This window comes from Nocardia sienata NBRC 100364 (assembly GCF_001613205.1).
Taxonomy (GTDB): domain Bacteria; phylum Actinomycetota; class Actinomycetes; order Mycobacteriales; family Mycobacteriaceae; genus Nocardia; species Nocardia sienata.
On record NZ_BDBX01000047.1, the window covers coordinates 1 to 13,086 of the forward strand.

General features: G+C 68.7%; 11 protein-coding genes and 1 pseudogene. 8 read left to right on the forward strand and 4 right to left on the reverse strand.

All coding sequences use genetic code 11. The annotated features are described in order from the left end of the window. Positions 1-312 precede the first annotated feature (312 nt). Positions 313-1,158, forward strand: a complete 846-nt coding sequence (rsmI, locus tag NS4_RS23645; protein WP_245665651.1) for a 16S rRNA (cytidine(1402)-2'-O)-methyltransferase — start codon at positions 313-315, stop codon at positions 1,156-1,158. A 12-nt stretch (positions 1,159-1,170) separates the two neighbouring features. Here rsmI and metG read toward each other — a convergent pair whose 3' ends face one another. After that, positions 1,171-2,736 (reverse strand): methionine--tRNA ligase, encoded by a 1,566-nt coding sequence (gene metG, locus NS4_RS23650; protein WP_063061703.1) that lies wholly within the window; start codon positions 2,734-2,736, stop codon positions 1,171-1,173. Between the two features lie 279 nt (positions 2,737-3,015). Between metG and NS4_RS23655 the strand changes: the two genes are divergently transcribed. The 3 genes from NS4_RS23655 (at position 3,016) to rsmA (ending at position 5,116) form a co-directional block, all read left to right on the forward strand. Then, positions 3,016-3,852: a TatD family hydrolase gene (locus tag NS4_RS23655; protein ID WP_063061704.1), complete on the forward strand. Its 837-nt coding sequence runs from the start codon at positions 3,016-3,018 to the stop codon at positions 3,850-3,852. A 151-nt stretch (positions 3,853-4,003) separates the two neighbouring features. Continuing rightward, a complete protein-coding gene (locus NS4_RS23660) occupies positions 4,004-4,186 on the forward strand; it encodes a hypothetical protein (RefSeq protein ID WP_157106198.1) in 183 nt (60 codons plus the stop codon). Between the two features lie 63 nt (positions 4,187-4,249). Beyond that, a complete protein-coding gene (gene rsmA, locus NS4_RS23665) occupies positions 4,250-5,116 on the forward strand; it encodes a 16S rRNA (adenine(1518)-N(6)/adenine(1519)-N(6))-dimethyltransferase RsmA (RefSeq protein WP_439955807.1) in 867 nt (288 codons plus the stop codon). A gap of 28 nt (positions 5,117-5,144) precedes the next feature. Here rsmA and NS4_RS23670 read toward each other — a convergent pair whose 3' ends face one another. Then, positions 5,145-5,354 carry a heavy-metal-associated domain-containing protein gene (locus NS4_RS23670; RefSeq protein ID WP_063061707.1) on the reverse strand — a complete coding sequence of 70 codons (210 nt, stop codon included), beginning with the start codon at positions 5,352-5,354 and terminating at the stop codon, positions 5,145-5,147. Positions 5,355-5,677: 323 nt separating this feature from the next. Here NS4_RS23670 and NS4_RS23675 point away from each other — a divergent pair, with 323 nt between their 5' ends. Together NS4_RS23675 and NS4_RS23680 are read left to right on the forward strand one after the other, a co-directional pair. Then, entirely contained in the window at positions 5,678-6,646 is a 969-nt protein-coding gene (locus NS4_RS23675) for a 4-(cytidine 5'-diphospho)-2-C-methyl-D-erythritol kinase (protein ID WP_084487646.1), read from the forward strand. 301 nt (positions 6,647-6,947) lie between these two features. Next, positions 6,948-8,756: an ABC-F family ATP-binding cassette domain-containing protein gene (locus NS4_RS23680; RefSeq protein WP_063061709.1), complete on the forward strand. Its 1,809-nt coding sequence runs from the start codon at positions 6,948-6,950 to the stop codon at positions 8,754-8,756. A 12-nt stretch (positions 8,757-8,768) separates the two neighbouring features. Here the strand turns inward: NS4_RS23680 and NS4_RS23685 are convergent, their stop codons facing one another. Continuing rightward, complete coding sequence (locus NS4_RS23685) at positions 8,769-9,629, reverse strand: Abi-alpha family protein (protein WP_063061710.1); 861 nt, start codon at positions 9,627-9,629, stop codon at positions 8,769-8,771. Beyond that, the gene (locus NS4_RS23690) at positions 9,620-10,942 is read right to left on the reverse strand and encodes a DUF445 domain-containing protein (RefSeq protein WP_063061711.1); all 1,323 of its coding nucleotides are present in this window, start codon (positions 10,940-10,942) and stop codon (positions 9,620-9,622) included. Before NS4_RS23690 ends, NS4_RS23685 begins: the two co-directional genes overlap by 10 nt. A 226-nt stretch (positions 10,943-11,168) precedes the next feature. On the opposite strand from NS4_RS23690, the gene NS4_RS33515 reads away from it, so the two are divergent. Then, entirely contained in the window at positions 11,169-12,170 is a 1,002-nt protein-coding gene (locus tag NS4_RS33515; protein WP_245665653.1) for a DUF4393 domain-containing protein, read from the forward strand. 350 nt (positions 12,171-12,520) lie between these two features. Next, positions 12,521-13,015 (forward strand): annotated as a pseudogene (locus NS4_RS23700) (nuclear transport factor 2 family protein); the annotation flags it as partial. Between the last annotated feature and the right edge of the window lie 71 nt (positions 13,016-13,086).

Consider the following 13,086-nt stretch of genomic DNA (forward strand, 5'->3'; position numbering starts at 1 on the left):
CGAGCAAGCCCTCGCCTTCGCCTTCGCGAGGAAGCCCTCGCCTTCGCCTTCGCGAGGAAGCCCTCGCCTTCGCCTTCGCGAGGAAGCCCTCGCCCTCGCCTTCGCGAGGAAGCCCTCGCCCTCCCTCTGCCGGTGAGCTCGCATGTAAAGCGAATGACACGGCCCGCCTGGGAAGGCGCCGTATGCATCGGCGCCGCCCGACGCCCAGGATGGGTACCGCCTCGATCACCGGCCCTCGAGGCTGGGCGCCGAGAGCACAACTAGGCTGCCCACATCGACAGGTTCGGACCGGCCGGGCCGGGCAGGAGCGTGGTGACCGAGGGTGGGCTGATCTTGGCGGCGACACCGCTGGGGGCGATCGGGGACGCGTCGCCGCGGTTGCGGGAGGCGCTCGGCAGCGCCGATATCGTGGCCGCGGAGGACACCCGGCGGACGCGGTCGCTGGCGGAGGCGCTCGGGGTGGAGATCCGGGGGCGGGTGGTCAGTTTCTACGATCACGTCGAACAGGCGAGGGTTCCGGCGCTGTTGACCGAGATCGCGGACGGCCGGACCGTGCTGCTGGTGACCGACGCCGGTATGCCGTCGGTGAGCGACCCCGGCTACCGGCTGGTGGCGGCCTGTGCCGAACGCGGGTTGCCGGTGACCTGTCTGCCCGGGCCCTCCGCGGTGACGACGGCGCTGGCGCTGTCGGCGCTGCCGGTGGACCGGTTCTGTTTCGACGGTTTCGCACCCCGCAAGCCGGGCCGGCGCAAGGAGTGGCTGGGCACGCTGGTGGGGGAGAAACGGGCGTGTGTCTTCTTCGAGGCGCCGCACCGGTTGGCGGACTGTCTGGCCGACGCGGTCGAGGTGCTGGGCGGGGACCGCCGTGCCGCCGTGTGCCGGGAACTCACCAAGACTTATGAGGAAGTCGTCCGCGGCACGCTTGCCGAACTCGCCGAGTGGGCGGTGGACGGGGCGCGCGGCGAGATCACCGTGGTGCTCGCGGGCGCCGAGGCCACCGTGGTCGATCCAGAAGACCTGGTGGCGCAGGTGGAGGAGCGCGCCGCGGCGGGGCTGCGTCTCAAGGACGCGAGCGCGGAGATCGCCGAGGTCGCCGGGGTTTCCCGGCGGGAACTCTACGATGCCGTGCTGGCCGCCCGCCGCGCCGCGGTGGACTGATCGGGCGCTGGATCAGTCCTCGGTTTTCGGCTCCACATAGCGCGGGAACACCGGTTCGGGAGCCGGGAGCGCGATACCGGGTACCAGCGGGGTGGCGAGCGCGGCGAAATCGCGGTCCTGCTGGGCGAGCAGGTCCAGGATCCGCGCGGCCGAGCCGGGCAGGACCGGCTGGACCAGGATCGCCACGATCCGGACCACCTCGAGGGTGACGTAGAGGACCGTCGCCATCCGGGCGAGGTCTTCCTCGGTGCCCGATTTGCGCAGCGCCCAGGGCGCCTGGGCGCTGAAGTACCGGTTGGTCTCGCCGAGGGTCAGCCAGATCTGCTCGAGTGCCAGATGCATCTGCTGGACATCGAATTCGGCCCGGCAGCGTTCCAGTAGTCCGTTCGCGCGGTCGAGCAACGCCCGATCCTCGGCGGTGAACTCGCCCGGGGTGGGGACGGCCGCTCCGCAGTTCTTGGCGACCATGGTCAGGCTGCGCTGCACCAGGTTGCCGAATTCGTTGGCCAGGTCGGCATTGATCCGGGAGACGATCGCCTCGTGGCTGTAGCTGCCGTCCTGGCCGTAGGAGATCTCGCGCAGCAGGAAGAAGCGCACCGCGTCCAGACCGTAGGTGTCGACGAGATCCAGCGGGTCGACCACATTGCCGACCGATTTCGACATCTTCTCGCCCTTGTTGTACAGGAAGCCGTGCACGAAGACCCGGCGCGGCAGTTCGATCCCCGCCGACATCAGGAACGCCGGCCAGTACACGGTGTGGAAGCGGGTGATGTCTTTGCCGATGATGTGCACATCGGCGGGCCAGAACTTCTGAAACGCGGCCGACTCCGTATCCGGGAAGCCCGCGCCGGTGAGGTAGTTGGTGAGCGCGTCCACCCAGACGTACATCACGTGGTCGGGGTGGCCGGGGACCGGTATGCCCCAGTCGAAGGTGGTCCGGGAGATCGACAGGTCCTTGAGACCGGCTTTGACGTAGCTCACGATCTCGTTGCGCCGGGTGGCCGGGGCGATGAACTCGGGATGCTCGTCGTAGAGGGCGAGCAGTTTGTCCTGGTAGGCCGAGAGCCGGAAGAAGAAGTTGGACTCCTCGGTCCAGGTGACCGGAGTTCTCGTATCGGTGGAGATACGGCTGCCGTCGTCGAGCAGCGTGGTCTCCTCCTCGGTGTAGAACGCCTCGTCGCGCACCGAGTACCAGCCCGAGTAGTTGTCGAGGTAGATATCGCCGTTGTCCAGCATCCGCTGCCAGATGGCCGCGCTGGCGAGCTGGTGGTCGGCGTCGGTGGTGCGGATGAACCGGTCGTAGGAGACGTCGAGGGCCTTGTCCATCCGCTCGAACACATCGGAGTTGCGGGCGGCCAGCTCCTCCACCGCGATGTTCTCGGCGGCGGCGGTCTGCTGCATCTTCTGACCGTGCTCGTCGGTTCCGGTCATGAAGAACACCTCGTACCCGTCGAGCCGCTTGAACCGGGCGAGCGCGTCCGAGGAGATGTACTCGTAGGCGTGCCCGATATGCGGCGCACCGTTGGGGTACGCGATGGCCGTGGTGAGGTAGAAGGCGGGACGATCGACTGCGCTCATGGTGTCCTGATTCCACCATGCGGACCGCAGTGAAGCCGACTCGACTGCGTGTTCATGCCATCAGAGGGTACTGGCAGGGCTCTACGGGCCGCGCTCGAATCCGGCGGTGATTGCTTTCGCACGGTCGTCACCGCGGTGCGTGGTGCTCTCCGGGCGGCCGGACGGGGTCTCTACTGTGGTGCCCGTGCCTCTTCTCAGTCGTGTGCGTGAATCCCGCCCCGCCCGCGCGGCGGGCCCTGTCCTGCGTTATCGCCCGCTTCGGCGACCGGTCGCGAACCGGTGAGCGCGAAGCGTCCCGCGCCGCCGCTGCCAGAACCGCTGATGCCGCTGGTCGACGCGCATACCCATCTGGACGCCTGCGGTGCCACCGACGCCGCGTCGGTGGCGGAGATGGTGGACCGGGCGGCGACGGTGGGTGTCGGCCGGGTGGTGACCGTCGCCGACGATCTGGACGCCGCCCGCTGGGCGGTCCGCGCCGCGAACTGGGACGACCGGGTGTACGCCGCGGTCGCGCTGCACCCGACCCGGGCGAACGCGCTCGACGACGCGGCGCGGACCGAACTGGAGAAGCTGGCCGCCGATCCGCGGGTGGTGGCGGTCGGGGAGACCGGGCTGGACTACTACTGGCCGGGCAAACTGGAGGGGTGCGCGGATGTCGAAACCCAGATCGAGGGTTTCCGCTGGCATATCGATCTGGCGAAACGCGTCGGTAAACCGCTGATGATCCACAACCGGGAAGCCGATCACGACCTGCTGACCGTGCTGCTCGACGAGGGCGCCCCGGAGACGGTGATCTTCCACTGCTTCTCCTCGGACGCGAATATGGCGGTGTCGTGTGTGGCCGAGGGTTATGTCCTGAGTTTCTCGGGGACGGCGAGTTTCAAGAACGCGCACGAATTGCGGGAGGCGGTGCGGGTGGTGCCCGATGAGCAGTTGCTCTTCGAGACCGACGCGCCGTATCTGACCCCGCATCCGTACCGGGGCGCGCCGAACGAGCCGTACTGCCTGCCGTACACCGTGCGCGCGGTGGCCGAGATTCGTGGTCAGGACCCGGGCGAACTGGCCGAGACGAGCACTGCGAACGCGCGCCGCATCTATCGATTCGGACGCGGCTGAGCCTTATTGATCTCTAGTGATCTGAATCACAAATTGCCTCGCCGGGATTTCGTCTACCTGGGGTGCGGGGGTCTACCGGAGATGTGAAGGATCGGCGGGTCGGTTCGCGGCGGTTGTGGGGGGCCACCGGCTTCGTTATCGTCTCGTGACCGTGTCACCCTTTGCGAGGATCAACTCCTCACGTTCGCCCCTGCTGTACCTGGTCATCGCCGCAGTGCTGATGGCCTTGATCGCCGGCGCCGGTGCGGCCATCGCCACCCACGACTCCAGTGGCGAGCGGGCGCATTCCGCCCCGGTGGACGTGTCGTACTCGCCGGTGCTCGACGCGGCCTGAGCTTCCCGCCGCATTCGGCGGCCGCATCCGGGTTGGTAGGTTCTCCCGGTGTCCGATGCCGAGATGATGGTGCGTGGTCAGGCCGAACTGCTGGGTCCCGCGCAGGTGCGCGAACTGGCGGAGCGGCTGGGTGTGCGCCCGACCAAACAGCTCGGCCAGAACTTCGTGCACGACGCCAACACTGTGCGGCGCATCGTGACCGCGGCCGGTGTCGGGCGGGCGGATACCGTGCTGGAGGTCGGGCCCGGCCTCGGCTCCCTGACCTTGGCGCTACTGGACGTGGTGGACACCGTCCTCGCGGTGGAGATCGACCCGGTGCTGGCCGGGCAACTGCCCGCGACGGTGCGCGAGCGGGCGGCCGCGCTGGCCGGACGGCTGACCGTGATCCCGGGTGACGCATTGCGGATCGGGTCGGCGGCGCTGGCGGCGGCGCCGACCGCGCTGGTCGCCAATCTGCCCTACAACGTGGCCGTGCCGGTGCTGCTGCACCTGCTCGCCGAGTTCCCGAGTATCGCCACCACGCTGGTGATGGTGCAGGCCGAGGTGGCCGACCGGCTCGCCGCGAAACCGGGCAGCCGGGTGTACGGGGTGCCCAGTGTGAAGGCGGGGTTCTACGGGACCGTGCGCAAAGCCGGCGCGGTGGGCCGTCAGGTGTTCTGGCCCGTGCCGCAGGTGGAATCGGGTCTGGTGCGCATCGATCGGTTCACCGAATCGCCCTGGCCGGTCGACGAGGCGCATCGGCGCCGCGTGTTCGAGGTGGTCGATATGGCGTTCGCGCAGCGCCGTAAAACGCTGCGCGCCGCGCTGGCGGGGTGGGCGGGCGGCCCCGCGGAAGCCGAGCGGCGGCTGCTCGCCGCCGGGATCGCACCGACTGCCCGCGGGGAAACCCTGGATACCGCGGCGTTCGTTCGCCTCGCCGCGCAATCCTGACCCGTTCGGATCGAACCGCTCGCCCCCGCTACCGGGCGATCTCGTAACCCGCTTCGTCCACCGCCGCGGCGATATCGGCGTCGGCGATGGGCGCGTTGCCCTCCACGACGACCCGGCCGGACGCGAGGTCCACGTCGACGCCGGTGACACCGTCGATCTTGCCGATCTCGGTCTGTACCGACTGGACGCAGTGCCCGCAGGTCATACCGGTGACGGTGTAGGTGCTGGTCGTGGCCATGGCATCTCCTTCGTGCTCGTTTCCGCTCGGGAAGTCCCGCCGTCGAATATACCCCCCGGGGGTAGTTGTGGCAATGGTGTGTCGCCCACCCCACCCTCCTGATCCGGCTCGCCCTGCCCGTCCCGGACCTGATCCGCGGCGGTGCGGGGCTTCAAGACGCCTCGGCCGGGGACCACCGGCGGGCGTAGCTCCGCCGGCGCTGCGGCCGTGCGCGACGGGCTTCGCGCGACTGCACCTGTCAGCCGTACCCGGCGCATTCGCCGCGGGCCGTGCGCGGGCTATCGATGCGCTTCGCCCAGCTGTGCCTATTAGGCTGGGTCATCGTGCTGTCCGTTGTGCCCAGCCCCGTCACCGTGCGGGCTCCTTCGAAGGTGAACCTCCATCTGGGAGTAGGTGACCTGCGCGCCGACGGCTACCACGAGCTCACCACCGTGTTCCAGGCCCTGTCGCTCGCCGACGACCTGGAGATCACTCCCGCGAACTCGCTCACCCTGCGGGTCACCGGGGAGGGTGCGGCCGAAGTGCCCACCGACCGGACGAATCTGGTGTGGAAGGCCGCGGTCCGGCTCGCGCAGGTAGCCGGACGCGCGCCGCTGGTGGAGATCGCCATCGACAAGGGCATCCCGGTCGCCGGCGGAATGGCCGGCGGCAGCGCTGACGCGGCCGCCGCGCTGGTCGGCCTGAACGAGCTGTGGGAACTCGGCATGAACCGGGACGAACTCGCCGCGGTAGGTGCCGAACTGGGCAGCGATGTGCCCTTCGCCCTGCACGGCGGCACCGCGCTGGGTACCGGGCGGGGGGAACGCCTTCTTCCGGTACTGTCCCGCAACGCCTTCCACTGGGTGCTGGCGCTGGCCAAGGGCGGGCTGTCCACACCGGAGGTGTTCACCGAACTCGACCGGCTGCGGGTCCAGGGCGCACCGCCCCGGCTCGGCGAACCCCAGGAGATCATGCAGGCGCTGGCCTCCGGCGACGCGCACCAGCTCGCGCCACTGCTCGGCAACGATCTGCAGGCCGCCGCGGTCTCGCTGCGTCCCGAGCTGCGCCGCACGCTGCGGGCGGGCGTCGAGGTCGGCGCCCTGGCCGGACTGATCTCCGGCTCCGGCCCGACCTGCGCGTTCCTCTGCGAATCGGCGGAATCGGCGGTGGCGGTCGCGGCGGAACTGTCCGGCGCGGGGGTGGCTCGCAGCGTACGCACGGCCAGCGGCCCGGTACCCGGCGCCCGGGTGATCGGCCACGAGGAACCGCACCCGCCGGCGCCCGAACACGGGCCGGGCCCACGCCGCGCCTGATCGCCGGACCCCGGGGCCGCTGCCGGGCACCCCTCCCGGCGGTTCGATAGGTGCCTCCGCATCCGCTCCGGCCATGCGTGAAAGCAGTGGGACCACGCCGAAAGATGCCCATTCGGCGTACCTTCGCATCCGCCCGGCCGTGCGTGGGCTGTGGATCGGCTACGCCCGGCAGCGCCTATCGGGCGCACCCGGCCTTCGCTCCGGGCGTGCGTGGGTTGCGGATGAGCCGCGACCAGCAGTGCCTATTAGGCTGATCTGGGCCCCGTAGAGGCGTGGCCGGCAGCCGGAGGCGGAAGGATCCATGTCCAACCTGATCAACCTCGAACAGGTCAGCAAGAGTTTCGGGATCACACCGCTGCTCGATGGAGTATCGCTCGGTGTACATTCCGGCGACCGGATCGGGGTGGTGGGCCTCAACGGCGGCGGGAAGACCACCTTGCTGGAGGTGCTGACCGGTATCGAGGAGCCCGACAGCGGCCGGGTGAGCCGGCTCGGCGGGCTACGCATGGCAGTGGTCACGCAGCGGGGCGTGCTGCCCGAGGGCGCCACCGTCGGCGAGGTGGTGCTGGCCGGACTGGCCGACGACGCGCCCACCGGCGATATCGCCGAACACGAATGGGCCGCCGACCCGCGGATCCGGTCGGTGCTCGACGGTATCGGTATCGCGGATCTCGGCCTGGATACTTCGGTCACCAACCTGTCCGGTGGCGAACGCCGCCGGGTCGCGCTGGCGGCCGCGCTGGTGCGGGAACTGGATCTGCTGGTCCTCGACGAGCCGACCAACCATCTCGATGTCGAAGGGGTGGAATGGCTGGCCGGACACCTGCTGGCCCGGCGTAGCGCGCTCGTCGTGGTGACCCACGACCGCTGGTTCCTGGATACGGTCGCGACTCGCACCTGGGAGGTGGTGGGCGGCCGGGTCGAAACCTACGAGGGCGGCTACGGCGACTGGATCTTCGCGCGGGCCGAACGCGCGCGCCAGGCCGACGCGACCGAGGCCCGCCGCCGCAACCTCGCGCGCAAGGAACTGGCCTGGTTGCGGCGTGGGCCGCAGGCCCGCACCTCCAAACCGCGCTATCGGGTGGAGGCCGCCGAGGCGTTGATCGCCGATGTGCCGCCGCCGCGCGATTCGGTCTCGCTCGCCGCGTTCGCCAAGAAGCGTCTGGGCCGGGTGGTGATCGAACTCGAGGACGCCACCCTCGCCACCCCGGACGGCCGGGAACTGGTACACGATCTCACCTGGCGGCTCGCCCCCGGGGAACGGGTCGGTCTGGTGGGGGTGAACGGATCGGGCAAGACCACGCTGTTGCGCGCGCTCGCCGGTGATATCGACCCGGTGTCCGGGAAACGGATCCAGGGCCAGACCGTGCGCATCGGCTGGTTGCGCCAGGAACTCGACGATCTGCCCACCGAGATGCGGGTGCTCGAGGCGGTGCAGGAGATCGCTATGCGCATCACCCTCGGGGAGGGCGGCAAGGCGCTGGAGCTCTCGGCCGGGCAACTCGCCGAACGGCTCGGTTTCACCCCGGCCCGCCAGCGCACGCCGGTGCGGGACCTGTCCGGCGGCGAGCGGCGGCGCCTGCAACTCACGCGCATCCTGATGTCCGAGCCCAATGTGCTGTTGCTGGACGAACCGACCAACGACCTCGATATCGACACCCTCCAGCAGCTCGAGGATCTGCTGGACAACTGGGCCGGAACCCTGGTGGTGATCAGCCACGACCGCTATCTGGTCGAGCGGATCTGCGACAGCACCTGGGCGCTGTTCGGTGACGGCGCGCTCACCAATCTGCCCGGCGGGATCGCCCAGTACCTGCGCCGCCGCGCCGAACTCGCGACGGGCGGTTCCACCCGGGCGACGCAGTCCGGTCCGCAGCCGGTGGCGGCGCAGACCGATTCCGCGGCCTACCGTGCGGCCCGTAAAGAACTGACCCGGCTGGAACGGGCCATCGACAAACTGGGCGAGCGGGAGACGGCCCTGCACGCGGCGCTGGCCGAGGCCGCTACCGAACCCGAGAAACTGATGACCCTGGGCGCCGAACTCAAGGACGTCCAGGCCCAGAAGGAAACGGCCGAAGAGCGCTGGATGGAACTCGCCGACCAGGTATGAGCGACCCGGTGTTCAGTGGTTCTCGGCCGCCGGGCCGGTCTCCCCGGTGATCGGCAGGCTCGCCTCGACGAACTCGCCGCCGAAGGGAGTGAGCGCGATACCGCGATGCTGCAGTTTTCCGCGTCCACCGGCCTGTTTCAGCAGTTCGATCGCGGGTGCCTGGGCCTCCAGCAGTTGGTAGCGCTCGGGCGTGCCCACCGGTTCGGGCAGCAACTCGATCAGCCCGATCCGGCGCAGATTGGCCAGGTAACGCTGGACCCGCTCGGGGTGGCGCAGCCCGGCGTGCTCGCCGATCATGCTGACCCCGATCTCGGCCGTACCGGACGCCTGCTCCGCCTTGCGGGAAGCGCGCCGGGCCCGGCGGCCGCCGCGGACGGTCACGGCCGGCTGGGGCCCGTCCAGGCGTAGCAAACGCAGGATGCGGGCCTCGTCGGAGGTGAGCTCGGCAAGGATGCGGGCGAAGGCCGGATGGCCCTCGTCGGCGGCCCGGGGGCTGGCGGCCAGGCGCAACAGCGCGGCCCCCTGTTCGCGCAGTGATCGTTCGGTCGGGTTGTCCAGAGCCGACGGTTCCGCCGCCGCGACACCCAGCGCCCGGCGCAGCGCCTCCTGCGCCTGCGTAACCGCCTCGGTGCGGATCTCGGCCGGCGGAAGCCCGGCCATACTGCCCCGCACCACGGTCTCGGTGATATCGAGGGCGGTGTGCACGCCCCAGCGGGCGGTGCCCGATACCGCCGAGGCCGCCACCCGCGCCACTCCGCTCACCGCGCGCACCGTCGCGGCAGGGCCACCGGGCCGCCCGCTCCCACCGGCCCGACCGCTACCGTCGCGCCGCTCGGGCTCGTCGCTGTCCCGCGTCTGCCGTTTCACAGCCATGTCGTCGCCACCCCCGTTCCGAAGACCAGGATATGCGCGTATCCGGCGAACAGCCCCAGCACGCCGCCGTGCACGAAAAGCAACCACTCGTCCTGTTTGATGGCGGCCCGCAGCATATCGACGAAATCGTTGGGCGACAGTTCCGACATCTGCTTGGAGATATAGGCGCCGATCTGCTTGCCCTGGCGCACGTTGAAGTCCTCGTCGGCGAAGGCGAGCGGCGCGATGGCCATCGCCTCGGTGGTCAGGGTCTCGGTCAGTGTCCGGTAGTCACGGCTGCCGAGTACCAGTTTCACCGCCCCGCGAGCCGGCCCCAGCGCCCGGTCGGCGGCGGGTCGCAGGGTGTCCTCCAGCATCTGCAGGGTGCGGTCGGATTTCGGGCCGTTGAGCAGTTCGTCGCCGATATTGGCGACCGTCATCACCTGGGTCGAGACCAGCTCGGCGTATCCGGTGGTGATCTCGTCCTGGCGTTTGATCAGCAGGCCCTGCCGCCACGGGCACCACCATTTCGGCTCGGCGGGCGCGAAGATCATGTTCAGGCCCACCCAGTTGACGACCCAGCCGATGATCACCCCGCCGATCGGCAGCACCGCCAGCGTGGACCAGCCGGTGAGATGCAGTATCGCGACCAGCACCACGCCCATCGGGGCCCCGAAGTACAGGCCGAAATTCTGCATGAACCGCAATTCCTTGGCGCCGAGCACCTGGAACAACTGATTGAGCAGTTGCGGCCGGGCCTGGAAATAACGAATGACCATCTGTTTGACATCGAGCAGCTGATCGATGTTGGCGCCCAGTTCGGTGGTGAGTTCGCGCAGAATATCCGGCAGCTGCTGGCGTACTCTTTCGTGCACCATCTCCCGTACCTGGGCGGGCAGGTTGTACCAGAGCTGCGGATGTTCGCGGCGCAGGATCGTCTCGACGATATCGCGGATCTGGGTCTCGGCTGTCCCCGCCAGATGCTCGGCGAGGACGTCGGGTTCCAGTTCCCGGTAGAAGTCGGTGACACTGCCCAGTTTCGAAAGCCCTTTGTCGACCGCGATACTGGCCATCTTGTCGGCCCGCGAGGGGACGATGCCCTGCCAGCCGAAGCGGCCGTCATGGCTGAGCAGCGGCAGGATCTGGATGCGCTTGGGCAGGTACGGGTACAGATACCGCAGACCGGGTAATCGGACACCGTGAAATGCGATCGGCCGGAACAGCATCAGCACACCGGTCCAGTTGGTGACGTAGCCGATGACTCCGGTGAACAAAGGAATGGTCAGCAATTCCAGGAGGATCGTCGGGTGCACCCCGAATACACTCTCCAACACGACACACCCTCCTGCTCCGGTGATCGCAGCCTCACCGGGATCCTCAAATTAGCACCACTGCCGAACGACGACCGCGCCGCGGCGGACGTCCCGGCGGCAGCGCGTGCGGGCCCGGCACATCAGTGTCCCAGACGAGAGCCGGATTCATGGTCCGGCGGCGAGTGATCGCGGCGAATGGGCAATAATCGGTGAGCGGATTCGTTCATCTGGCGATATCGGAGTAGACGTGGCAGACGACAGGACCGGACAGGAGACGCCCCGGACCGGTTCCCGTGCCGTGCAGCGCAGCGGGTCCCCGGCGGCCGTGCGGGCGCCGGGAATCGCACGCGGTGCGTCGCGCAACGGTGCGCGCCCGTCCGCCTCGGATGTCGAACGCCGCCCCCCGTCGAGTGTGGAACGCAGCGCCGATGTCGAACAGCGGCAGATCAGCAACGAGGCCCGTCTCATTCGCGGTGTCTTCCGGGCGGCCGGCCTGGCGGCGGGCAGTGTGGTGCGCGGGGGCCAGTGGGCGGTCAACACCTCCTACGAGATGACCCGGGAGATCACCCAGGCCGCCCTGGACGGGGAATCCTCGGCCGAGATCGCCGAGCGGACCGGTAACGCGCTGCGCTCCATCGCGCGCAATGCCCTCGGCGTCACCGAGGGGTCGGTGCGCGAGATCGTCAGCTACGTCCCCACCGGGCAGACCCCGCCGCAGCAGACCGTGGCGGTCGGTTCCTACCTGCGCTCGGCCAGCGTCGCCGAATTGCGCAGGCGTGGAGACGCCCTGCTGGCCCGGTCGGCCGATGTGTACTTCACCGAAGAGGTGCATCCTGCCTATGACCGGATCTTGGACGAGCTGGCGCCCGACGAGGCCCGCATCCTGCGCTACATGGCCCTCAACGGGCCGCAGCCGACGGTCGATGTGCGCACCAACCGTCCGCTGGGTATCGGGTCGGAGTTGATCGCCGGGGGGCTGACCTCGGTGCCGGAGCAGGCCGGGGTTCGGTACATGGACCGCGCGCGCTCGTACCTGATCAACCTGAGCCGGTTGGGCCTGACCCATAATTCCGACGATCCGGTGGTGCTGAGTCGCTATATGGTGCTGGAGGTCCAGCCGATCGTGGAGACGGCACTGAAAAAAGCGGGCCGCGCACCGAAAATCGTCCGCAAAAGCTTGCGTCTGACGGAGTTCGGAGAGGATTTCTGCCGGACCTGCTTCACCATCGGCAACGGCGAACGGCCCTGATATCGGCCCTTCGGGAAACCGCGCTCCAACGGGTCTACCTGGTGTTTTTCCTAATCGGTGATCTGTGCCCGGAGTCCGTAATATCGCCGACGCAGGATAGCAATCCGATACAGATCTGATTTACCTCCCAATTTGTCCATTTCAGGTGGGATGGTGGAGAGATGGACCACGGCGAGGAGCGCAACGATCCCGGGCCGCGTCCGGGTGGTTTTCCGCGGCGGCCGGGCCAGAGCAGTGACACCATGCCCTACTCCGGCGCCGCGCTGGCGGCGGCGTTGGGAGCCGGACTCGACGTCTCGCTGCCCCCGCGGCTCGAGCCCGAGAGCGATGTGCCGCTGACGATGGGACCGATGCGTCCCGGCGAACGATCCGGGGTGAATACCGTGCAGACCGACGACGTCCTTGCGATACATCGATTGAAATTCCGCTACCTTCGCGCACTGGACACCAAACTCTGGGAAGATCTCGCGGAGACGCTGGTTCCGGAGGCGACGGCCACCTATAGCGAATACTTGCAGTTCGAATCCCGGGAAGCATTTCTCACATTTCTGCGCAATACCCTCGGGCCACATGTCATCACCGAGCATCGCTGCGATCATCCCGAGATCGATGTGGACGGAGACCGGGCCACCGGGATCTGGTACCTGTCCGATACCGCGCTGATTCCGGAGAACAATATGCTGCTGCGCGGCTCGGCCTTCTACAACGACGAATATGTGCGCTGTGACGACGGCCTCTGGCGCATATCGCGCACCGGATACGAACGCACCTACGAGGTGGTGCTCTCGCTCAGCGACCTGCCCAGCCTGCGGCTGACCGCCAACCGCTGGGGATTGATCCAGCAGACCACGGGGGTCGAAGAGGTAGAGCGGGTGCCGCGCGACTACCGGGAGGCGAATACGCAGGCGGGTAACGG